The following is a 22792-nucleotide window of genomic DNA, read 5'->3' as shown; positions in this document are numbered from 1 at the left end:
CTCGGCGCGCGCCAGTCAATGGGGCCGGCCATCCGCGCGAGGGGACGGCGCGCAAGGCGGCGACGACGGGGCCCCGCCCCGCTCAGTCGGCCAGCGCCGCCGCCTGGGGCGCAGGCAGCCCGCGCTCGAGGATCCAGTCGCCGACCGTGCGGTGCACCTCCGCCGCCTCAAGGTCGCGCAGCAGCATGTGCCAGCCGGTCGAGACGTAGGCGAACTCCTTGGGCCCGGGCAGCCGCTCGAACGCGGCGCGGACCGAGCGCTCGGGCACCACCTGGTCGTTGGCCCCATGCACCACCAGCGTGTCGAGCCGGTCGTGGGGCGCCGCCGCCCAGGCCCGGTCCATCAGCCGGATCAGGCCCAGGAACTCCCGCGCCGAGGGGTTGGCGTAGTGCAGCGGATCGGCCGAGAGGGCGCGCAGCATCTCGATATTGTCCGAGGGGTAGATCGTCACCGGGCTGGCGCTCGCCGAGAAGCGCTGGTCGGGCATCAGCTGCGCCGCGGTCCAGGCCGAGGCGCGAAACAGCGGGTTCATCGTCTCGCCCCCCCAGACCGCGGGGGCCAGCAGCACCAGGCCCGCGACGCCCGGCAGGCGCCCCTCGCCGGCCGCGGCCAGCGCCACGCCCCCGCCCATCGAGTGGCCGGCCACGAACAGCGGCAGGTCGGGGTGGCGGGACTTGACGTCGGTGGCGGCGGCCTGAAGGTCCTCGATCAGCGCCGCCTCCCCCGGCCAGCGCCGGTTCGAGGCGTTGCGCCCGAAGCCCCGCTGGTCATAGGCGTAGACCTCGATCCCCCGCGCCGCCCAGGCCTGCGCCGCCTCGGCATAGGTCGAGGGGCCGTAGTCGCCATAGCCGTGCAGCGCCAGCAGCACCGCGCGCGGCCGCTCGGCCCGCCAGCGCGACAGGGCGAGCGGCCCGCGCGGCGTGACCACGGCCTGCCCGTCCTCGGCCCCGGTCAGCAGCCCGTCGAGGAAGGCCGGCGCCCCCGTCCCCGGCGCGCAGGCCGAGGCGAGCAGCGCCAGCGCGCAGGCGCCCGCAAGGCCGAGGGCCCTCACAGCAGGGTGGAGACGCGGGCGCGCAGCCATGGGACCAGCTCCTCCTCGAACCAGGGATTGGCGCGCAGCCAGCCGGTGTTGCGCCAGCTCGGATGGGGCAGCGGGACCGGGCCCGGCAGATGGGCGCGCCAGTCGCGCACGCGCTCGGTCAGGGGGCGACGGCCGCCCAGGGTCCAGGCCTGGGCATGGGCGCCGACCAGCAGGGTCAGCTCGACCTGCGGCATCGCGGCCAGCGCCCGGGCGCGCCAGAGCTGGGCGCACAGCGGCGGCGGCGGCAGGTCGGCGCCGCGCGCGTCGTAGCCGGGGAAGCAGAAGGCCATCGGCAGGATGGCGACGCGGGCGCGGTCGTAGAAGGTCGCCCGGTCGATCCCCAGCCAGTCGCGCAGCCGGTCGCCCGAGCGGTCGTCGAACGGCAGGCCCGAGGCGTGCACCCGCGCCCCCGGCGCCTGCCCCGCGATCAGCAGCCGCGCGCGCGACGAGATCCGGGTGACCGGCCGCGGCGCATGGGCGGTGCGGGTGGCGGCGAAGCGCTCGGCGCAGGCGCGGCAGCCGGCGATCTCGGTCTCCAGCGCCGCGATATCGGTCTCCTCGGAGACGGTCGGCCGGGCAAGCGCGCTCATGTCCGCGACCCCGCCAGCACGGCGCGCGCCTCGCCCGAGGCCGCGCGCGCCCGCGCCCGCCGGGGGCCGCACCGCCGCCTGTCGCCCGTTCCGGACGCAGTCCCCGCTGGCCGGGGCGCCGCCGTGATCTCGAATCCCATGGGCGGAGAATGGCGACGGAGCCCCCGGCCGCGCAAGCCCCCTCGCCCGCGACGCGCGCGCGTTTCCGTCCCGCAGCGCGGCCTCTCGCCCCGTCCACCAGCCCGGCGTCCCGCCCCCTCGCTCCCGGCGCCGAAGCGCCCGGACTGGCGGCGCGATGCGGGTCCGGGGCGGGTCGGCCGCATCGCCGCATCGCCCCCCCCTCGCGAGCGCCCCCCTGGCGGCCCCCCGCCGCGGCGCGCCCCCCGCACCTGCGGCGCCCCGCCTCAACCCGCGGCAACCCGCCTCCGACGCCCGCGCCGGCGCGCCAGTGCGGGGGGGGCGGGCGGCGTGCCGGTGGGGGCCGCGGAGGCGGGTTGCGGCGGGGCGACCGGAGGCGGCCTTGCCCCCTCGGGCGCGGCGTGGTCACGTCGCGGCCATGACGCGAGGATCGGACATCGACGTGCTGGTGGCGGGGGGCGGCGCCTTCGGGCTGTGGACCGCGCTCGCCTGCCTGCGCCGGGGGCTGCGCGTCGCCATCGCGGATCCGGGGCGCATCGGCGCGGCGGGCGCCTCGCTCACCCCCACCGGCGCGCTGGCGCCCCACCAGCCGGGACGTCCCACGGCGCTGAAGACGCTGCAGGCCCGCGCCCTCGCCGCCCTCCCCGAGACGCTGGCCGCGCTCGAGGCCGAGACCGGACGCAGGCTCGGCCACGCCCGCCCCGGCCGCCTCTCGATCCTGCCCGACGCGGCGGCGCGGGAGCGGGCCGAGGCCCGCCTCCCCGCCCTGCGCGCCGCCCAGGGCGAGGCCTGCGCGATCCTCGCCCCCGGGGACTGGCCCGCCGGCTGGCTCGAGGCGCCCGCGGCCCAGTTCGACCCGCGCACGGCCCGCCTCGACGCGCCCCGCCTGCTCGCCGCCCTGCGCGCGGCCTGCGAGGCGCGGGGCGCGCGGATGCTCGACGGCGCGGCGCTGCTGAACCTCGCGCCCGGGCCCGAAGGCTTCGCCCTGTCGACCGGGCCGCTGCGGGCGGGTCGGCTGGCGCTCGCCACCGGCGCCGCGGCCTTCGCCGCAGCCGGCCTCCCCGGCGGGCCCGAGCACGGGCAGGCCGCGCGCCTCGCCCTGCGCGCGCCGCCGGGCGCGCCGCTGATCATGGGCCGCGGCCTGTGGATCGTGCCCCACGCCGACGGAACCGTCGGGGTCGGCGCCACGGCCGAGAAGGGGCGCGCGGACCTTGGCCTCGACGCCCAGCTCGAGTCCGTGATCGATCGCGCTCGGGCGCTGTGCCCTGTGCTGCGCGAGGCCCCGGTGCTCTCGCGCTGGGCCGGGCTGCGCCCGCGCGCCGCCTCCCGCGATCCGGTGGTCGGCCCCCTGCCCGACCGCCCCCACGTGATCGTGGTTGGCGGCGGCCAGCGCATCGGCCTGGCCCTCGCCCCGGCCTGCGGCGAGGCCGCGGCCGCCTTCCTCGCCGAGGCCCCGCCGCCCGACTGGCCCGACGCCTTCCTCCCCTCCGCCCACCTCGCCGCCCGCGCCCCCGCCTGACACCGGAGCCCCCCCGATGCCGATCCTGACCCCCACGGATTTCACCGCCGAGATCGTCTACCTCGGCATCGTTCCCGACCGCGAGGCGGGGCTGCTCTCGACCCCGCTCGAGCGGGTGGAGGTCGACTGGACCGGATTTGCCGGCGAATGCCACGGAGGCCTGACCCGCCCCTCCTGCTCGCGCGTCACCTCGCAATACCCCCGCAAGGGGACCGAGATCCGCAACACCCGCCAGCTCTCGATCCTCTCGGCCGAGGACCTCGACGCGATCGCCGCGGGCATCGGCCTCGACCGCCTGCCGCCCGAGTGGGTGGGCGCCAACCTCGTGCTCCGCGGGATCGAGGGGTTCACCGACGCGCCCCCCTCCTCGCGCCTCGTCGCCGAGGGCGGCGTCGCGCTGACCGTGGACATGGAGAACGCCCCCTGCCAGCTGCCCGCCCGGGTGATCGAGGATCGCGCGCCGGGCCACGGCAAGGCTTTCAAGACCGCCGCCAGAGGCCGCCGCGGCGTCACCGCCTGGGTCGAGCGCCCCGGCGCCCTGACCCTGGGCGAGCGCATGCGCCTGCACGTGCCGCCCCCGGTGAGCCGCCGCTGGATCTGAGGCGGGGCGCGCGCGGCCGAGCCCCCGCCCAGCGCCCTAGCGCAGCGGGATCGAGGGCTGGGACAGGAAGCGCGCGGCGAAATATTCGCGGAAGGCGGCCATGGTGGGGGTGAACTCCACCCCCCGCCGCCAGACCAGGCCCACGTCCATCGGCGGCGCGGCGTCGACCAGGTTCACCTGCTCCAGCCGCCGCCCCTCCAGCGACCACGGCCGGTAGACCATGTCCGAGAGGATCGTCACCCCCAGCCCGTTGGCCACCATCGAGCGCACCGCCTCGACCGACGACGTGCGCAGCACCACCCGCGGCTGGTGCCCCGTCGGCGCCCAGTAGCGCATCGCGGTGTGGGCGGCCTCGTCCACCGTCAGCATCACGAACGGATGCTCGGCCACGTCCGCCAGCCCCACCGACTCCCGCTCCAGCAGCGGATGCCGCGAGGGTGTCCACAGCCGCCGCCGCGACCCGAGCAGCGTCTGCGAGGCCAGCTCGGGGTTCGAGATGTTGGAGGTCAGCGCCACGGCCACGTCCACCCGCCCGGCGACCAGCCCCTCCTCGATCAGCTCCCGCGGCATCTCGTGGATGGTGATCTCGAGCCCCGGCTGCGCACGGGCCAGACGCTCGAGGTGCACGGGCAGGAAGTAGCCGATCACCGTATAGGTGGCCGCGATGGTCAGCCGGCCCGAGACCTCGGGCCCCTCGCGGATCTGCATCGCCTCCTCGACCTTGCTGAGGATCTCGTAGGCCGAGGACAGGAACCGCTGGCCGGCGCGGGTCAGCGACATGCCGCGGGCCGAGCGCTCGAACAGCGGCGTGCCCAGCACCGCCTCCAGCTCCTTGATCGCGGCGGTGACCGCGGACTGCGAGACCGACAGCTCGATCGCCGCGCGGCTGACCTGGCCCAGCTCGGCGGTGGCGACGAAGTACTTGAGATGGCGGAGGTTGAAGGACATGTCCGGTCCTTGTCATCAGGAACTTCGCGGGATCGATATCGAAAAACCCGATACCTTCGCCGGGGGCCGAGGAACCCCGCCCCGGGATCCCGCGCGGACAGCTCAACCCGGACGCCCCTCCGCAGTATTATCGATTTTTCCGATATTGCAACTGGATGAAATTGATCTGGCCGATCCCGCCCCCGGCGCGCAGGCTTCGAGTCGTCCGGACAGGCGCCGCGTCGCGGCCCGCCCCTTCCGATCCGGCGCGACCCGAGCCGAAAGGACCCGCCGATGTACCGCACCGCCGTCGATCTGAACTGCGACATGGGCGAGGGCTTCGGCCACTGGAGCTATGGCGAGGCGCCCGACGAGGCGCTGATGGCGATCATCTCCTCGGCCAACGTCGCCTGCGGCTTCCACGGCGGCGACCCCAGCATCATGGACCGCATGGCCCGGATGTGCGCCGAGCACGGCGTCGGCCTCGGCGCCCACCCCGCCTACAACGACCTGCAGGGCTTCGGCCGCCGCGCCATCGACGCCTCCCCCGAGGAGCTGGTCAACGACATCCTCTACCAGGTCGGCGCCCTGCGCGAGTTCGGCCGCCGCCACGGCGTGCGCCTGCAGCACGTCAAACCCCACGGCGCCCTCTACATGACTGCCGCGCGGGACGCCGAATTCTCCCGCCAGATCTGCGACGCGCTGGGCAAGTCGGCGCCCGACGTCTTCCTCTACTGCATGCAGGCCTCCGAGACCCGCCGCGTGGCCCAGGACGCCGGCCGCCCGGTGATCCGCGAGTTCTACGCCGACCGCGACTACGGCGACGACGGGCTGATCGTCTTCGCCCGCAAGATGCGCAAGCTCGACCCCCGGGAGATGGCGCAGAAATGCCTGCGCGCCTGCCGCGAGGGGAAGGTCGTCACCGTCACCGGAACCGAGCTGAGCGTCGAATTCGAGAGCATCTGTTTCCACTCCGACACCCCCGGCGCGCTCGAGATCGGGCAGGCGGTTCGCGCCGCCCTGGTCGAGGCGGGGGTCGCCATCGCCCCGCCCTCGACCCTCGACGTCGCCGCCTGACCGCCAAGACAAAGGACGCCCCCCATGGCCACCGAGATCCGCTCCCCCCTCCCCGGCACCTTCTATCGCAAGCCCGCCCCCGACCAGCCGCCCTTCGTCGAGGACGGCGCCGCGATCGCCGCGGGCGACGTGATCGGCCTGATCGAGGTGATGAAGTCGTTCCACGAGGTGAAGGCCGAGGCGGCGGGCGAGAACATCCGCTTCAAGCTCGAGAACGAGGACGCCGTCACCGCCGGCGCCCTGCTCGCGGAGATGGACTGAGGTGGCGCCCGCCCCCTCTCCCGCCGGCAAGTCCCTGTTCGTCGCCAACCGCGGCGAGATCGCGGTCCGCGTCGGCCGCGCCGCCAAGGCCCTGGGGATGGAGTGGATCCAGGCCCACTCGGAGGCCGACGCCGAGATGCTGGCGGTGCGCGAGGCTGACCGCGCGGTCGAGATCGGCCCCGCCCAGGCCACCAAATCCTATCTCGACGCCGACCGGGTGGTGGCCGCGGCCAGGTCCGCCGGCGCCCACGCGGTCCACCCCGGCTACGGCTTCCTGTCCGAGAACGCCGCCTTCGCCCGCAAGGTCGAGGACGCCGGCATGATCTTCGTCGGCCCCTCGCCCGACACCATCGCGCGGATGGGCGACAAGGTCGCCGCGCGCGAGGCCGCCATCGCCGCCGGCGTGCCGGTGGCCCAGGGCTCCGAGGGCCGCGTCCCCGACGTCGAGGCCGCGCGAGAAATTGCGGCCGGCATCGGCTACCCGGTGATGATCAAGGCCGCCGCCGGCGGCGGCGGACGCGGCATCCGGGTCGCCGAGACCGAGGCCGACCTCGCCCGCCTGTTCCCCCAGGCCGCCCAGGAGGCGCAGGCCGCCTTCGGCGACGGCGGCCTCTACCTCGAACAGTTCATCCGCGACGGCCGCCACGTCGAGGTGCAGGTGATGGGCGACGGAACCCACGCCGTGCATTTCTACGAGCGGGAGTGCTCGCTCCAGCGCCGCCGCCAGAAGGTGTGGGAGGAGGCGCCGGCCGCCTGCCTCTCGCCCGACGCGCGCGCCCACATCTGCGCGGCCTCGGTGCGGCTGGCCGAGTCGGTGGGCTACCGCGGCGCGGGGACGCTGGAATACCTCTACGATCCCGCCCGCGACGCCTTCGCCTTCCTCGAGATGAACACCCGCATCCAGGTCGAGCATCCGGTGACCGAGATGATCACCGGCTTCGATCTTGTGGCCGAGATGATCCGGGTGGCCTTCGGCGCCCCCCTCTCGGTCGCGCAGGAGGCGGTCGCCATCGACGGCCACGCCATCGAGGTGCGGGTCAACGCCGAGGATCCGTTCAACGATTTCATGCCCTTCCCGGGCGTGGTCGCGGGGCTCTCGGTCCCCGCGGACGTGCGCTTCGACACGATGCTTTACGACGGCTACGCGATCCCGCCGTTCTACGACTCGCTGATCGGCAAGCTGATCGTGAAGGGCGCCGACCGGCCCGCGGCGCTCGACGCGCTGGCCGCGGCCATCGAGGCGATCGAGATCGGCGGCCTGAAGACCACCCTGCCCCTGCACGCCGCCCTCGCCGCCGACGCGGAGGTCCGGGCCGGCGCGTTCCACACCAACTGGCTGGAAGACTGGCTGGCCCGCCGCGCCCTCGACGCCGCCTGAGGCGTCTCCCCCTCCGCCGCGCCCCCCCGCGCGGCGCACCCGAACCCGCCGCGGCCCCGCGCGGCGCACCCGAACCCGCCGCGGCCCCGCGCGGCGCACCCGAAATCGCCGCGGCCCCGCGCGGCAGGAGGCGAGATCCCGATGAAGACACGCTATTCCTTCGGAGGCGACGAGCACATTTTCGTCGAGGTGGACGAGGAGATGAGCCTCGACGCCTTCTTCAAGGCCATCTCGATCACCGGCGCCCTGCGCGAGAAGAACCTCGCCGGCGTCACCGAGATCTGCCCCGCCAACGCCTCGTTCCAGGTCAAGTACGACCCCGACGTGATCGCCCCCGACGCCATGCTCGAACAGATCAAGGCGCTGGAATCGCTGGCCGAAGACGCCCCCAAGCGCGTCGCCACCCGGATCGTCGAGGTCCCCGTCTACTTCCAGGACCCCTGGACCCACGAGACCCTGATGCGCTTCCGTGAGCGTCACCAGGACCCCTCGGGCTCCGACCTCGACTACGCCGCCCGGATCAACGGCTACGACGGGCCGGAGGCGTTCATCGAGGCGTTCCACTCCAACCCGTGGTTCGTCTCGATGGTCGGCTTCGTCTCGGGCCTGCCGTTCATGTACCAGCTTGTCGAGCGCGAGAAGCAGCTCCAGGTCCCCAAGTATCTGCGTCCGCGCACCGACACCCCCAAGCAGACGGTGGGCTACGGCGGCTGCTTCTCGTGCATCTATTCCGTGCGCGGGGCCGGCGGATACCAGATGTTCGGCATCACCCCGATGCCGATCTTCGATCCGACCGAGACGATCAGCTATCTCACCGAGTTCATGGTCTTCTTCCGGCCCGGCGACATCGTGAAGTTCACCCCCATCGGGCGGGAGGAGCACGACCGGATCGAGGCCGAGGTCAAGACCGGCGCCTGGCGCCCGCGCATCGCCGAGGTCGAGTTCGACCTCGCCGAATGGACCGCCGACCACGCCGGGACCAACGCCAAGCTGATGGAGGCGCTCGATGCCGTTTAAGGTTCTCAAGCCCGGCCTGCTGACCACGGTGCAGGACCTCGGCCGCCCCGGCTACTTCCACCTCGGCATCCCCCAGGGCGGGGCGATGGACCGCCTGTCGCTGCGCGCGGCCAACCTGCTGGTCGGCAACCCCGAGGACGCCGCCGCCCTCGAGGCCGTGTTCCTGGGCCCCGAGCTGGAATTCCAGTCCGACGCCCTGGTCGCCGTCACCGGCGCCGACCTGCCGATCCTGCTCGACGGCGAGGAACAGCCGGGCTGGACCGCCTTCCCGGTCAAGGCCGGCCAGGTGCTCGGCTTCGGCTACCTCCGCGCGGGCGCGCGGCTGGTCATCGCCATCTCGGGCGGCATCGCGACCGAACCCAAGCTCGGCTCCCGCTCGACCTACGCCATCGGCGCGCTGGGGGGCGTGGACGGACGCGCGATCGCGGCCGGCGACGTGATCCCGCTGGGCGAGCCCGGCGCGGGCAAACCCGGCGCGACGGTCCCGCAGGCCCTGCGCCGGCGCCCCGGCGCCCCGGCCGAACTGCGGGTCCTGCCCGGCCTGTTCTGGCACTGGATCACCCCCGAGGCGCAGAAAGCCTTCTTCGAGGACGAGTGGAAGGTCGCGCCCGAGGCCGACCGCATGGGCTACCGCTTCAAGGGCGGCCGCCCGGTGGACTTCGAGCCGCGCGAGCGGCCCTTCGGCGCGGGCTCCGACCCCTCCAACATCGTGGACGGCTGCTATCCCTACGGCTCGGTGCAGGTGCCCGGCGGGACCGAGCCGATCGTGCTCCACCGCGACGCGGTCTCGGGGGGCGGCTATTTCATGGTCGGCACGGTGATCTCGGCGGACATGGACCTGATCGGCCAGTTGCAGCCCCACATGCCGGTGCGCTTCCTCGAGGCCACGATGGACAGCGCGCTCGCCGCGCGGGCCGAGCGCAAGGCGATCGTGCGCAAGATCCGCGAGGCGCTGGCCTGAGATGGCCGCGGGCGCGGGCATCCTCGATCCCCGCGGCCGCGCCCCGCGCACGGGCGCCGAGCCGTCCGCCGGCCCGCGCGCCCCGGCCGTCCGACGCGTGCGGGCGCCGCTGCGCGTGCTGGGCACCTCGGTCACCCAGATCGAGCCGATCCGGCGGCTGGCCGAGGCCGACCTCGGCCTGCCGCTCGAGCTGATCACCCTCGACGGCGCCTCGGCCCAGCGCCGCGGGGCGCTGTTCCCCTCCAGCTTCGACGTCTACGACCAGTGGTTCCACGACCTGGACCTGATCTGGCCGGCCGGCTCGATCCAGCCGCTCGACGTGCGCCGGATCGCGGCCTGGGACGCGGTGGGCGAGCTGCCGCTGACCGGGCGCATCGGCGCCTCCGGCCGCGCCGCGCCCGGCGGCGACCCCTCGCGCCGGCTGTGGGTGCAGCCCGACGGCGCGCTGGGCGCGGCCCCGTCCGAGCGGATCTCGATGGCGCCCACGGTGCACAACGCCGACGCCTTTGCGGTCGTGGGGGCGGATCCCGCCTCGGTCGACAGCTGGGGCGCGCTGCTGGACCCGGCCTGGGGCGGCCGCGTGCTGCTGCAGTCGGACGCGGCCATCGGCTGTTTCGACATGATGCTGGCCCTGCGCGCCCGCGGCGAGATGGACCCCCCGGAGCCCGGCGACCTGTCGCTCGAGGAGATCGACGACCTCGTCGCCCGGCTCCGCCGCCTGCACGAGGCCGGCCACTTCCGCGCCGCCTGGACCGACGAGGCCGAGGCGGTGGACGCCCTGCGCCTCGCCCGGCGCGAGGGCGCGCCGATGATCGGCTCGCTGTGGTGGTCGGGCCTGATCGCCCTGCGCGCCGAGGGGGTGCCGGTGGCCATGGCCACCCCGCGCGAAGGCTATCGCGGCTGGTTCGGCGGGCTCGCCCTGTCGGCCCGCGCGCAGGGCTGGGCGGCGGACGCGGCCTATGACTACATCAACTGGTGGCTCGACGGGGCGCCGGGGGCGATCCTGGCGCGCAACGGCGCCTACATGACCAACGCCGAGGCGGTGCGCGGCCGCCTGACCGCGGCCGAGTGGGCCTTCTGGTATGACGGCGAACCCGCCCGCACCGAGATCCGCGACGCCTACGGCCGGGTCATCTTCGCCCCCGGCGAGCGGCGCGAGGGCGGCGCCTACGCCCAGCGCATGTCCCGCATCGCCGTCTGGAACACGGTGATGACCGAGCACAACTACCTCGTCCGCCGCTGGGAAACCGCGCTGGGCGTCTGATCGCCCGCCTGGCAGGTCGGCGCGGGGAGCGGCCCTGGCGCGGCGCTGGGGGCGGCGTGCGGAGCGGCGCATTGAAATGCGCCCTACGCCCGGCTCGCGGGGGCGCGCGTCTTCCTCAATCGTTCTCGCGGATCAGATAGCCGGGCAGGTCGGGCTGCGGGAACACCGAGACCGCCATCAGACGGCGGCGCGTGCGCTCGGCCGACAGGCGCATGTGCTCGGCCATCGCGTCGGCGCCCGCGGACCAGGAGCCGCGGGCCATGAACTCCAGCACGATCCGGTGCTCGCCCATCGCCAGACCGAAGGGGCGCGAGCCGACGAACTCGGCGAACACCCGGTTCACCGCCAGCGCGATCTGGCTCTGCCGGATCATCCGCAGCAGGTGGGGGTTGGGGCTCGCGGCCAGCAGGCGGACGTGAAGGTCGTTCTCCAGCTCCTCGATCACCGGCGGGGGCAGGTCGTCGGGCTCGTCCTGGGCCGCGATCACCCGCTCGAGCATGTCGGCCAGCGCCCCGCCCGGCAGGCGCGGCGCGCTCTCGGTCAGGGCCAGCGGCTCCAGCTTCTCGCGGATCGCGAAGTAGTGGGCCACGTCGCGCGCGGTCAGCGGGCCGATCATCCAGTGGCTGCGCGGGTTCTTCTGCACCAGCCCCCGCTCCTGCAGGCGCGAGAGCAGCTCCCGGATCACGTTGCGCGAAACGTCGTAGTGGTCCGCGGCGGCCTGCTCATGCACCCGGAACAGGCCGAAGGGGAGGGCGCGGGCGACCGAGCCCTCGAACTCCCGCGCGATGCGTTCGGCGGCGCCGGGCTGGGGCTCGGGCGCGCCCTGGTCGAGGCCCAGCATCGCAGGCGTCAGGGCCGCGCGCCGCGGCGCATCCGCCCCCGGCACCACAAAGCCCCGCCCCGAGAACCGCTCCAGCCGCCCGCGCGCCGCCAGCTCGGCCATCGCCGTGCGCACCGGCGTGCGGGAGGAGCCGAACAGCCGCGCCAGCGGCCCCTCGGTCAGCACCGTGCCGGGGGGGAGGCGGCCGCTCTCGATCGCCGTCTCCAGCGTCCGCTCGACCGCGGCGTAGAGCGGCGCGGGACGCGCGGCGCCGTCGCTCTCGACGGGGGGCGCCGAGGGGTCATGGGTCATGGCCGGCCTCCGGCTTGGGGACGGAGCCGCGGCGTCAAAACCGACCTTCGTATGCGAAAGACGATTTCCCTCTGCCAAACATCTGAGCTTTCCTGCCTATCTTTCAGTCTCTTCCACAGATTCTGCACCAGAGACCTCCGTAGTTTTTGACTTTTGCGTTCAAAGTGCAATTCTGATCTCGCGAGTCGCATCGCATGCATCTTCAGGAGGGCAGGCCGGCATGCTGGAGCTCCAGGGCCTCACCAGACGATACGGGACCGAGGTCGCGCTCGACGACGTCTCCCTCACGGTGCGCGAGGACGAGTACCTGACGCTTCTGGGCCCCTCCGGCTCGGGCAAGTCGACGCTGCTGCGGGTGATCGCGGGGCTCGAGGCGCCCGACGCCGGCCGGGTGCTGCTCGACGGGCGCGACGTGACCGGCCTGCCCACCCATCGCCGGGGCCTCGGGATCGTCCAGCAGACCTACGCCCTGTTCCCCCACATGTCGGTGTTCGAGAACGTCGCCTTCGGCCTGCGCTTCCGCGAGGTCGCGCCGGTGACCGACGCGGCCGAGGTGACGCGCCGGGTCGCGGCGATGCTCGACCTCGTCGGCCTCTCGGGTCTCGAGTCCCGCGCCCCGGGCCAGCTTTCGGGCGGCCAGAAGCAGCGCGTCAGCCTCGCCAGAACCCTGGTCGCCGAGCCGCGCCTGTGCCTGCTCGACGAGCCGCTGGGCGCGCTCGACGCCAACCTGCGCGAGCGGATGACCGTCGAGCTGCGCCGCATCCGCCGGGCGCTGGGCGTCACCTTCCTGCACGTGACCGGCAACGAGGCCGAGGCGCTGGCCATGGGCGACCGGATGATCGTGCTCGACCGCGGCCGCGCCCTGGCGGTGGCCCCCCCGGCCGAGATCTTCGCCCGCCCCGCCGACATGCGCGTGGCGCGCTTCCTCAACGCCTGGAACCTGCTGCCCGGCCGCGGCGGCGCGGACGGGTTCGAGGTCGAGACCCCCGCCGGCCCCCTGCGCCTGCCCGCCCCCGCGCCGGCCGAGCGCGCGGCCACCTACGGCGTGCCCTACGACGCGGCCTGGATCAGCCGCGACGACGCGCCCCCGCGCCCGGGCGAGGCGGCGATGCCGGCACGGTTCGTCGCCTCCGAATTCCTCGGCTCGCGCGTGCTCTACCTGCTGCGCCGCGGCGACGGGAAGGTGTTCGAGGTCGAACGTCATCTCAGCCGCGAGGCCCCCGAAAGCTACGCGCTCGACGAGACGCTGGCCGTGCGCTGGCGGGTCGCGGACGTGGGCCTGTTCGACGAGGCCGGCCTGCGCATCCCCGTCCCCGACCCAGCGGGAGCCCTCGCATGACCCCCTCGCCCGCAAGCACGGACTCCGCCCTCCCGCGGGAGGGGTTCCTGGCGCGCAATCGAAGCTGGGCGCTGGCGGCGCCGGGCGTCCTGTGGATGGCGTTGTTCCTTCTCGTGCCGCTGGGCATGATGATCTACGTCAGCTTCTGGACCCAGACGACCTTCGCGATCAACTCTACGCTGACCACGAAGAGCTGGACGACCTTCTTCGCCTCCGACACCTATGTCGGCGCCCTGGTGCGCACGCTGCGGCTGTGGCTGACGGTGCTGGGGCTGACCTTCCTGATCGGCTACCCCACCGCGCTGTTCATCGGCCGCTTCGTGCGCAACAAGGGCGTGCAGACGATCCTGCTGGTCGCCTGCGTGATCCCGTTCTGGACCTCGTTCCTGATCCGGGTGCTGGCCTGGCGGCCGATGCTGGGGCGCGAGGGGGCGGTCAACATCGTCCTCGAGCGGCTCGGCCTGATCTCCCAGCCGATCGAGACGCTGCTGTTCACCGAGACCTCGGTGATCATCGGCATGGTGCAGATCTACGTGGTCTTCATGGTCGGGCCGGTGGCCTTCATGCTGGCGCGCATCGACGACAGCCTGATCGAGGCGGCGCGCGACCTCGGGGCCGGCGCCTGGACCATCTTCAGCCGCATCGTCTTCCCCCTGTCGCTGCCCGGGGTGGTGGTCGGGTCGATCTTCGTCTCGGTCATGGTGCTGGGGGAGTTCGCGACCGCCTCCGCCCTCTCGGGGCGCAAGGTGAACCTCTTGGGCAACATCATCGTCAGCCAGGTCGGATCCCTGAAATGGGCCTTCGCGGCCGTGATCGGGGTGGTGCTGACCGTCTGCATCGGGGTGATCGTGGCGGCCCTGCTGCGCCTCGTGAACCTGCGCCGGGAGCTCTGAGTCATGGGCGATCTGCCGATCCTCAAGCGGGCGCTGGCGGTCTACACGGGCCTGTTCATCGTCTTCCTCTACGGGCCCTTCGTGGTGATGGGCATCCTCAGCTTCCAGGCGGGCCCCGAGGGCGGGCCCCAGTTCCCGATCATCGAATGGTCGACCTACTGGTATCGCCACCTGTTCGGCCTGACCGAGGCGACCCGCATCGCCCCCCTGCCGATCCGCGAGGCGCTGCTGCGCTCGCTGTCGCTGGCCTTTGCGACGACCGTGGTCTCGACCGTGCTGGGGACGCTGACGGCGCAGGCGTTCCGGCGCAACTTCCCCGGCTCGGGCTTCGTCTTCTACCTGGTGATCCTGGGGATGATGGTCCCGGGCCTGCTGCTGGGGCTGGGCCAGGCGCTGGTCGCCCAGAACCTCGGGATCGACCGAAGCTGGTGGGGCACGGCCTTCGTGCTGCACGTGGTCTACACCTACCCGTTCGCCTTCCTGGTGATGCTGGCGATCTTCAACCGCTTCGACCCCCGCGTCGAGGAGGCCGCCTGGGCGCTGGGCGTCTCGCCCGCGGTCACCTTCCGCAAGGTGACCTTCCCGATGGTGTTCCCCGGCGTGCTCTCGGCGATGCTGTTCGGCTTCACGCTCAGCTACGACGAATTCCCCCGCTCGCTGTTCACCGCCGGCTCCGACGTGACCCTGCCGCTGGCGATCTACGGAACCTTCGCGGTCGAGATCCACCCCAACATCTTCGCCTTCGGGGTGCTGTCGACCCTGTTCTCCTTCGCGATCCTGGCGATCTACGGGCTGCTGATGGCGGCCTCGGTGCGCCGAGCGCGGATCCGGGCCTCCGGCATCCAGGAGGACGAGGCGTGAGCCGGCTTTCCGCCCACACAGCCCTCGTCACCGGCGCCGGCGCCGGCATCGGGAAGGCCATCGCCCTGCGCCTCGCCGCCGAGGGCGCCCGCGTCGCCGTCAACGACCTCTCGCCCGACCGCGCGGAGGAAACCGTCGCCGCCATCCGCGCGGCCGGGGGCGAGGCCCTCCCCGCCCCCGGCGACGTCTCCTCCCCCGAGGCCGTCGAGGCCATGTATTCGACCGCGGAAGCCGCCTGGGGCCGCGTCACGCTCGCGGTCAACAACGCCGGCATCGTCCACCAGGCGAAGCTCGAGGACCTCCGCGTCGAGGATTTCGACCGGATGATCGCGGTGCACCTGCGCGGCTGCTTCCTCGGCTGCCGCCGGGCGATCAACCCGATGCTGGCCGCCGGGCAGGGCGTGATCGTCAACATCGCCTCCCAGCTCGGCCAGATCGGGGGGATCGAACTCTCGCACTATTCCGCCGCCAAGGCCGGCATCATCGGCCTGACCAAGAGCCTCGCCCGCGAGGTCTCCTCCCGCGGCGTGCGCGTCAACGCCGTCGCCCCCGGCCCCATCGCGACCGAGCTGGTGATGGCCCTCTCGGACGACTGGCGCGCCGCCAAGACGGCCGAGCTGCCGCTGGGCCGTTTCGGCGCCCCCGAGGACGTGGCGGCGACCGTCGCCTTCCTCGCCTCGGACGACGCGAAAATCTATGTGGGCCAGACGCTTGGCCCCAATTCCGGCGACGTGATGCTGTGAGCGAGGGGGCCCCCATGAAGACCGTCCTGATCACCGGCGCGGGCATCGGCATCGGCCGCGCCACCGCGAAGACCTTCGCCGCCGCCGGCTGGCGCGTGATCGTCACCGACGTGCTCGAGACCGAGGGCGCCGCCGTCGTCGCCGACATCGAGGCCACGGGCGGCGCCGCCGAGTTCCACCCCCTCGACGTCACCTCCACCCCCGCGGCCGAGGCGCTGGTCGCGAGGATCGAGTCCGCCCACGGCGCGCTTGACGCGCTGGTCTGCAACGCGGGCATCGCCCACAAGGTCCCGCTGGCAGAGCTGACCGACGCGAAATGGGACCACACGATGGAGGTGGACCTCAAGGGCATGATCCGCCTGATCCGCCCCGCCGTCCCCGGCATGAAGGCCAAAGGCGCCGGCGCCATCGTCTGCCTCTCCTCGATCATGGGCGTCGCCTACGGCTGGGACGAGCATGTCGCCTACTCTGCGGCCAAGTCGGGCGTGGTGGGCATGGTCCGCGCGCTGGCGGTCGAGCTGGCGCGCTCCGGCATCCGGGTGAACGGCGTCGCGCCCGGCTACATCCGCACCGCCCAGGCCCTGTCCGAGCAGCACTCGCTGGGACCCGAGGGCCTCGAGAAGGCGGCGGAGTTCATTCCGATGGGACGGGTCGGAGAACCCGAGGACATCGCCGACGTCATCCTTTTCCTCGTCTCGGATCAGGCCCGGTATCTCGCCGGACAGGTGCTGACCGTCGACGGGGGCCTGCTGGTGGGCCGCTACTGATCCTGCCGGCGCGTGCGACACGACCTCGACAGATCGTCAACAGGGAGACGACCATGAGACCCTTCCACCCCTCTCGCCGCGGCTTCATCGCGGGCGCCGGCGCGCTGGCCGGCTCGACCTCGCTGATCCGGCCGAACCGCCTCTGGGCCCAGAGCCTCGCGGATCAGGAGCTGCGCACCGTCGGCCTCTCGGTCACGGTGCAGGAGCGCATCCTTCAGGAGTTCCAGCAGACCTCGGGCGTCGGCTCGGTGTCGGGCAAGGCCGACATCTTCCCCAACACCCAGACCGAGCTTCTGTCGGGCTCCACCGCCTACGACTGCTGGGAGACCATCGGCGAGCGTCTGCCCGCGATGACCATCACCAACACCATCGCCCCCATCGCCACCTCGGACCTGTCGAACTGGGGCGACATCCGGCCGATCTTCTCCGAGGTGGCCGAGGGCATGACGCCCCAGGCCCATATCGCCGGCCAGATCTGGGCCGACGAGGCCAAGACGCAGCTGTGGATGGTCCCCACCGTCTTCAACTTCGACTCCATCGGCTACCGCCCCGACCTGGTCGAGGCCGAGGAGGCGAACTCCTGGACGTGCCTGTTCGACGACAAGTTCAAGGGCAAGTCGGGCCTCAACGTCGACCCGCTGATCGCCTTCGGCCAGGCGATCCTGGCCATGAACAGCCTCGGCCTGCTCGAGGTTCCCAACCCCGGCAACCCCTCGATCGAGGAGATCGACGAGGCCGCGGCCTTCCTGATCTCCAAGAAGAAGGGCGGCCAGTTCCGCGCGCTCTGGGGCGACTTCGGAGAGCTGGTGAACCTGCTCGCCTCGGGCGAGATGGTCGTCGCCGACGCCTGGCAGCCCGCGGTGATGGCGGTCAAGGCCCAGGGCATCCCCTGCGCCTACGCGGTGCCCAAGGAAGGCTACCGCGGCTGGGCCATCGGCATCTCGATGGTCGACGGCACCCCCAACGCCGAGGCGGTGAAGGCCTACGCCGACTACTGGCTCTCGGGCCCCCCCGCGATCACGGTCTCCGAGCAGGGCTATTACTCGCCGACCACCAAGATCAAGGAGGTCATGGACCCGGCGAAATATGCCTTCTGGTACGAGGGCCAGCCCTGGACCGGCGCGCCCGAGCGCGGCATCGCCGAGGGCGACCTGCGCGACGGCGGCTCGCTCGAGGAGCGCGCCTCCCACGTCGCCTACTGGCACCAGTGGCCCGACGAGTACGACCACCTGATGATGAAGTGGGACGAGTTCCTCTCGGCCTGATCCCTCCCGTCCTCGCCCGCCCGGCGGGCGGGGGCCCCTCCTGTTCCCGGAGCGCCCCCCGATGTCCGAATTCGACCTCGAGCTGGTCAAGCTGCGCAAGGTCTACGGCGGCCAGACCGTCGCGGTCGAGGATTTCGACCTGCGCGTGACCAGGGGCGAGTTCATCTCCTTCGTCGGCCCCTCGGGCTGCGGCAAGACCACGACGCTGCGCATGATCGCGGGGCTCGAGGAGATCACCTCGGGCGACCTGCTGATCCGCGGGCGCAACTTCACCCATGTGCAGGCCGAGCAGCGCCCCACCGCCACGATCTTCCAGAACTACGCCCTGTTCCCCCACATGAGCGTGCGCGAGAACATCGCCTTCGGGCTGAAGGTCCGCGGCCTCTCGTCGGGCGACGTGACCCGGCGCACCTCGGCGATCATCGACAAGCTCGAGCTGGGCGACGTCGCCGGCGCGAAGGAAAGCGCGCTCTCGGGCGGCCAGAAGCAGCGCGTGGCGCTCGCCCGGGGCCTCGCGGTCGAGCCCGAGATCCTGCTACTCGACGAGCCGCTGGGCGCGCTCGACGCCAACCTGCGCAAGTCGATCCAGGAGGAGCTCAAGATCCTCCAGCGCGAGGTCGGGATCACCTTCATCTTCGTCACCCACGCCCAGTCCGAGGCCCTGTCGATGGGCGACCGCGTGGTGGTGATGAACGCCGGCCGGGTCGAGCAGATCTCGGCCCCGTTCGAGCTCTACACCCGCCCCCGCACCCCCTTCGTGGCCCGCTTCATCGGCCGCAACATCCTGATCCCCGGGCGGATCTCCGGATCGGAGGGCGGCCGCGCCGTGGTCTCGACCCGCTTTGGCCCGCTCCGGGGCGCGCCGGTGTTCGAGGGCGCCGCCCCCGGCGCCGGCGCCACCGTCGTCGCCCCCTCCGAGTTCGTCGAGCTGCGCGCGCCGGGCGCCGCGGGTTTCGACCCCCGGGCGAGCGAAGGGCTCAGCGGCCGGATCTCGGCGCTCGACCCCGTCGGCCACGTGATCTTCGCGACGGTGGAGCTCGACGACGCGCTCAGCGTGCGCCTCGAAACCCACCGGGAGCGGTTCGAGGGCCGCGGCCTCGCCCCCGGCTCGCCCGTCGACCTGCGCTGGCGGCCCGAGCAGGCGAGCGTGGTGCTCGACGCCGCCTGAGACTGCGCCGGGCGCGCCGCGCGCCCCAAAGGCCAGACACGGGAACGCGCCCGCGCGCGCCCCGCCGACCGAGAGGCGGGCCGGACGACCGGCCCGCAGACGCAACCGACCTGGGCCCCCACGCCAGGCGCCGCGCGCACCCCTTCGCGCGCGGGGGAAGAGGACGTGTCCGATGGACGCCCCAGACCGTTTCGCCGCCCCTCGCCGGTCCCCCCTGCGCGCCGCATCGCGCGCCACCGCCGGCGCCGGAAAGTCGCGCGGCGCCTCCGCCTCGGGAAAGTCGGGCGGCAGGCCCGCCACCGCACGATCGGCCGCCGCCGCCGCCGGGGGGCCGGGCGGGCGCCTCGAGCGGATCGCCGACGCCACCGCCGCCCAGATCGGCCGGGCGCTGGCCACCGGCGAAACCTCGGCGCTCGCCCTGACCGAGCTTCTGCTCGACCGCATCGCGGCCGGCGACCCGGCCGTCTTCCTGCGCCAGACGCCGGAACGCGCGCGGGCCGAGGCCGCCGCCGCCGACGTGCGCCTCGCCGCCGGCCGGCCGCTCTCGCCCCTCGACGGGGTGCCCATCGCCTGGAAGGACCTCGCCGACATGGCCGGCGAGCGGACCACCGCCGGCTCGGCCCTGCATGCCGACGCGATCCCCGCGGTGCGCGACGCGGCCGTGGTCAGCCACGCGGCGCGGGCCGGCATGGTCTCGCTCGGCAAGCTGAACCTCGCCGAGTTCGCCTATTCCGCGCTCGGCCAGAACCCGCACTTCGGAACCCCCCGCAACCCCGCCGCCCCCGGCGCGGCGCACGCGCCCGGCGGCTCCTCCTCGGGGTCCGGCGCGGCGGTGGCGGGGGGGCTGGTTCCCTGCGCGCTGGGCTCGGACACCGGCGGCTCGATCCGCATTCCCGCGGCCTTCTGCGGGATCGTCGGCGCCAGATCCTCGGGCGGGCGGCTGCCGATGGGGGGGATCTTCCCCCTCTCGGGCACGCAGGACACCGTCGGCCCGCTGTGCCGCTCGGTCGAGGACGCCGCGCTCCTCGACGCCATCCTGCGCGGCGCGCCCCGGCCCGCGCCCCCCCCCCTCGACCCCGCCTGGCTGACCCTGCTGGTCCCCGAGGGCGTGGCGCTGCGCGACCTCGCCCCCGACGTCGCCACCAATTTCGAGGACGCGCTGGCCCGCCTGCGCCAGGCCGGCGCCTGGATCCGGCGCGAGCCGCTGCCCGCCCTCGACCGCGCGGCCGAGGCGCTAACGGCGCACTCCATCGTCGCGGCCGAGGCCTGGGCCCTGCACCGCTTCGCGCTGGAGGGCCCGGAGCTGGCGCGCATCGACCCCCGCGTCGCCGCCCGCATCCGCATCGGGCGCGAGATGTCGGCCGCCGACCTGATCGGCCTGCACCGCCTGCGCGCCGAGGCGATGGCCGAGGTCGCGGCGACCCTCGACGGAGCCCTGCTGGCGATGCCCACCACCGCGATCACCGCGCCCCGCCTCTCGGAGATGAAGGACGAGGACGCCTTCCGCCGCCTCACCGGCCTTGCGAACCGCAACACCGGGCTCGGCAGCTTCCTCGACCTCCCCGGCCTCGCGATCCCCTCGGGGCGCGACCGGGCGGGCCTGCCCACCTCCTTCCTCCTCTCGGCGCCGTCCGGCGGAGACCTGGCGCTGCTGCGCGCGGGGCTCGCCCTCGAGCCGATCATCCGAAACGACTGACACGAAAGGAACGGCGACATGATACGAGTAGGCGTCGACGTCGGCGGCACCTTCACCGACATCGTCCTCGAGCGCCGAGAGGCCGGGGCCGATCCGGAGGTGGTCGTCACCAAGGTTCCCTCCACCCCCCAGGACCAGTCCCAGGGCGTGGTCGCGGGCGTGCTGAAGGTCTGCGCCATGGCCGGCGTCGAGCCGGGCGCCATCGACATGCTGTTCCACGGCACCACGGTCGCCACCAACATGGTGATCGAGCGGGACGGCGCCCATGTCGGAATGCTGACCACCAAAGGCTTCCGCGACATCCTCCACATCGCCCGCCACAAGCGGCCGCACAACTTCTCCCTCCAGTTCGACGTGCCCTGGCAGTCGGCCCCCCTGGTCAGGCGCCGCGACCGCCTGACGATCACCGAGCGGGTGATGCCCCCCACCGGCGAGATCACCGTGCCGCTCGACGAGGACGAGGTCCGCGCCGCCGCCGAGCTGCTCAAGAAGCGCGGCGTCGAGGCGGTGGCCATCGGCTTCCTGTTCTCGTTCCTCAACGACGCGCACGAAAAGCGGGCCCGCGAGATCGTGGCCGAGGTGATGCCCGACGCCTACATCTGCGCCTCCTCGGACGTGGTGAACGTGATCCGCGAGTACGAGCGGTTCTCCTCGACCGCCATGAACGCCTACATCGGGCCGCGCACGGCCCTCTATCTCCGCCGACTGGAATCCCGCCTCAAGGAGAACGGCATCGAGGCCATCGTGCGGATCATGCAGTCCAACGGCGGCATCTCGACCATCGAGAACTCGGCCGCGCGGCCCATCGGGCTGCTGCTTTCGGGGCCTGCGGGCGGCGTGATGGGCGGGCGCTGGACGGGCGAGCACTGCGGCTCGGCCGACGTGATCACCATCGACATCGGCGGCACCTCGGCCGACATCTCGGTGATCCAGAACGGCGAGCTGCGCATCAAGAACCCGCGCGACACCACGGTGGCCGAGCTGCCGGTGCTGGCCCCGATGATCGACATCGACGCCATCGGCGCGGGCGGCGGCTCGATCGCCTATGTCGACGCGGGCGGCGCCTTCCGGGTCGGTCCCCGCTCGGCCGGCGCGGCCCCCGGCCCGGCCTGCTACGGGCGCGGCGGCGCCGAGCCCACGGTCACCGACGCGCAGGTGGCGCTGGGCCGGCTCGACCCCGACCGGTTCCTGGGCGGCGACCTCTCGATCGACCGCAGCCTCGCCGAAGAGGCCATCCGCACCCACATCGCCGAGCCGCTGGGCCTGTCGGTCACCGACGCGGCGCTCGGCATCCTGAAGATCATCAACAACAACATGGCGCTGGCGATCAACGCCAACTCGGTCGCCAAGGGCATCGACCCGCGCGGCTTCTCGCTGATGGGCTTTGGCGGCGCCGGCCCGCTGCATGTCGTGGCGCTGGGCGAGATGATCCAGGCGCGCGACATGATCTCCCCCCTCCAGCCCGGCATCACGGCGGCCACCGGCCTGCTGGTGGGCGACCTGAAGTACGAATACACCCAGTCGGTGCTCGCCACGCTCGACGACGCCGGCGACGAGACGCTGGCCTCGATCAACGCCATCGCCGACGCGCTGACCGCCGAGGCGACGGCCCAGCTCGACGCCGACGGCATCGCCCCCGAACGGCGCCAGTTCACCCGGGTGATGGAGTGTCGCTACGTCGGCCAGGGCTTCGAGCTTCGCGCCGCCATGCCCGAAGGCGCCCTGACCCAGACCAACAAGCAGGCGGTGATCGACGCCTTCTTCGACGTCCACAAGGAAACCTACGGCCACGCCTTCCGCGACCAGGTGACCGAGGGCGTGACCCTGCGCGTCATCGCCTCGGCCGCGGTCGAGACCCTGCGGCTGAAGACGCTGGAAACCGGCGGGCGGGCGAACCCCGAGGCGGCGGTCCTCTACACCGCCGACACGGTCTTCGACGACGGCGTCCCCACCCCGACCCCGCGCTACGACCGCGAGAAACTGCTCGCCGAGGACACCGTCGCCGGCCCCGCGATCATCACCCAGCACAACTCCACCACCATCCTGCCGCCCGGCTATGTCGCCACCGTGCTGAGCCACGGCGACATCCGCATCGCCCGCGCCTGAGGGAGGAC

21 protein-coding genes are annotated in these 22792 nt (G+C 73.2%); 17 read left to right on the top strand and 4 right to left on the bottom strand.

What is annotated here, in order from left to right:
* Positions 1-82 precede the first annotated feature (82 nt).
* Together AAC134_RS01375 and AAC134_RS01370 are read right to left on the bottom strand one after the other, a co-directional pair.
* The gene (locus AAC134_RS01375; RefSeq protein WP_339947241.1) at positions 83-1081 is read right to left on the bottom strand and encodes an alpha/beta fold hydrolase; all 999 of its coding nucleotides are present in this window, start codon (positions 1079-1081) and stop codon (positions 83-85) included.
* The gene (locus AAC134_RS01370) at positions 1048-1671 is read right to left on the bottom strand and encodes a uracil-DNA glycosylase family protein (RefSeq protein ID WP_339947240.1); all 624 of its coding nucleotides are present in this window, start codon (positions 1669-1671) and stop codon (positions 1048-1050) included. The genes AAC134_RS01375 and AAC134_RS01370 overlap by 34 nt, the downstream gene beginning before the upstream one ends.
* A 556-nt stretch (positions 1672-2227) precedes the next feature.
* Between AAC134_RS01370 and AAC134_RS01365 the strand changes: the two genes are divergently transcribed.
* Positions 2228-3328 (top strand): FAD-dependent oxidoreductase, encoded by a 1101-nt coding sequence (locus AAC134_RS01365; protein ID WP_339947239.1) that lies wholly within the window; start codon positions 2228-2230, stop codon positions 3326-3328.
* Between the two features lie 16 nt (positions 3329-3344).
* On the top strand, positions 3345-3929 hold the full coding sequence (locus AAC134_RS01360; protein ID WP_339947238.1) for an MOSC domain-containing protein: 585 nt from the start codon (positions 3345-3347) through the stop codon (positions 3927-3929).
* 36 nt (positions 3930-3965) lie between these two features.
* Here AAC134_RS01360 and AAC134_RS01355 read toward each other — a convergent pair whose 3' ends face one another.
* Positions 3966-4877: a LysR family transcriptional regulator gene (locus AAC134_RS01355; protein ID WP_339947237.1), complete on the bottom strand. Its 912-nt coding sequence runs from the start codon at positions 4875-4877 to the stop codon at positions 3966-3968.
* 273 nt (positions 4878-5150) lie between these two features.
* Between AAC134_RS01355 and AAC134_RS01350 the strand changes: the two genes are divergently transcribed.
* The 6 genes from AAC134_RS01350 (at position 5151) to AAC134_RS01325 (ending at position 10814) form a co-directional block, all read left to right on the top strand.
* On the top strand, positions 5151-5933 hold the full coding sequence (locus AAC134_RS01350; RefSeq protein ID WP_339947236.1) for a 5-oxoprolinase subunit PxpA: 783 nt from the start codon (positions 5151-5153) through the stop codon (positions 5931-5933).
* Between the two features lie 24 nt (positions 5934-5957).
* On the top strand, positions 5958-6194 hold the full coding sequence (locus tag AAC134_RS01345) for an acetyl-CoA carboxylase (protein WP_339947235.1): 237 nt from the start codon (positions 5958-5960) through the stop codon (positions 6192-6194).
* Between the two features lies 1 nt (position 6195).
* Positions 6196-7572 carry an acetyl-CoA carboxylase biotin carboxylase subunit gene (locus AAC134_RS01340; RefSeq protein WP_339947234.1) on the top strand — a complete coding sequence of 459 codons (1377 nt, stop codon included), beginning with the start codon at positions 6196-6198 and terminating at the stop codon, positions 7570-7572.
* A gap of 141 nt (positions 7573-7713) precedes the next feature.
* Positions 7714-8589, top strand: coding sequence for a carboxyltransferase domain-containing protein (locus tag AAC134_RS01335; protein WP_339947233.1), 876 nt, complete (start codon positions 7714-7716; stop codon positions 8587-8589).
* Positions 8579-9550, top strand: coding sequence for a biotin-dependent carboxyltransferase family protein (locus AAC134_RS01330; RefSeq protein WP_339947232.1), 972 nt, complete (start codon positions 8579-8581; stop codon positions 9548-9550). Before AAC134_RS01335 ends, AAC134_RS01330 begins: the two co-directional genes overlap by 11 nt.
* Before the next feature lies 1 nt (position 9551).
* Entirely contained in the window at positions 9552-10814 is a 1263-nt protein-coding gene (locus AAC134_RS01325; protein ID WP_339947231.1) for an extracellular solute-binding protein, read from the top strand.
* A 115-nt stretch (positions 10815-10929) separates the two neighbouring features.
* Here the strand turns inward: AAC134_RS01325 and AAC134_RS01320 are convergent, their stop codons facing one another.
* Entirely contained in the window at positions 10930-11946 is a 1017-nt protein-coding gene (locus tag AAC134_RS01320) for a GntR family transcriptional regulator (protein WP_339947230.1), read from the bottom strand.
* A gap of 220 nt (positions 11947-12166) precedes the next feature.
* On the opposite strand from AAC134_RS01320, the gene AAC134_RS01315 reads away from it, so the two are divergent.
* From AAC134_RS01315 to AAC134_RS01275, 9 genes are all read left to right on the top strand, one after another.
* A complete protein-coding gene (locus AAC134_RS01315; RefSeq protein WP_339947229.1) occupies positions 12167-13285 on the top strand; it encodes an ABC transporter ATP-binding protein in 1119 nt (372 codons plus the stop codon).
* Complete coding sequence (locus AAC134_RS01310) at positions 13282-14178, top strand: ABC transporter permease (protein WP_339947228.1); 897 nt, start codon at positions 13282-13284, stop codon at positions 14176-14178. The genes AAC134_RS01315 and AAC134_RS01310 overlap by 4 nt, the downstream gene beginning before the upstream one ends.
* A 3-nt stretch (positions 14179-14181) precedes the next feature.
* Positions 14182-15039 (top strand): ABC transporter permease, encoded by an 858-nt coding sequence (locus AAC134_RS01305; protein ID WP_339947227.1) that lies wholly within the window; start codon positions 14182-14184, stop codon positions 15037-15039.
* Positions 15036-15782, top strand: a complete 747-nt coding sequence (fabG, locus tag AAC134_RS01300) for a 3-oxoacyl-ACP reductase FabG (RefSeq protein WP_339947226.1) — start codon at positions 15036-15038, stop codon at positions 15780-15782. The genes AAC134_RS01305 and fabG overlap by 4 nt, the downstream gene beginning before the upstream one ends.
* 14 nt (positions 15783-15796) lie before the next feature.
* Positions 15797-16549 carry an SDR family NAD(P)-dependent oxidoreductase gene (locus AAC134_RS01295; RefSeq protein WP_339947225.1) on the top strand — a complete coding sequence of 251 codons (753 nt, stop codon included), beginning with the start codon at positions 15797-15799 and terminating at the stop codon, positions 16547-16549.
* Between the two features lie 53 nt (positions 16550-16602).
* Complete coding sequence (locus tag AAC134_RS01290) at positions 16603-17814, top strand: extracellular solute-binding protein (protein WP_339947224.1); 1212 nt, start codon at positions 16603-16605, stop codon at positions 17812-17814.
* Between the two features lie 61 nt (positions 17815-17875).
* On the top strand, positions 17876-18982 hold the full coding sequence (locus tag AAC134_RS01285) for an ABC transporter ATP-binding protein (protein ID WP_339947223.1): 1107 nt from the start codon (positions 17876-17878) through the stop codon (positions 18980-18982).
* A gap of 172 nt (positions 18983-19154) precedes the next feature.
* Positions 19155-20678 carry an amidase family protein gene (locus AAC134_RS01280; RefSeq protein WP_339947222.1) on the top strand — a complete coding sequence of 508 codons (1524 nt, stop codon included), beginning with the start codon at positions 19155-19157 and terminating at the stop codon, positions 20676-20678.
* Between the two features lie 18 nt (positions 20679-20696).
* Positions 20697-22784 (top strand): hydantoinase/oxoprolinase family protein, encoded by a 2088-nt coding sequence (locus tag AAC134_RS01275; protein WP_339947221.1) that lies wholly within the window; start codon positions 20697-20699, stop codon positions 22782-22784.
* Positions 22785-22792: the final 8 nt, after the last annotated feature.

It is taken from the genome of uncultured Albimonas sp. (assembly GCF_963977235.1).
GTDB lineage: Bacteria > Pseudomonadota > Alphaproteobacteria > Rhodobacterales > Rhodobacteraceae > Albimonas.
Note: the sequence above shows the minus strand (reverse complement) of the source record. Positions and strands in the feature narration are given on the sequence as shown.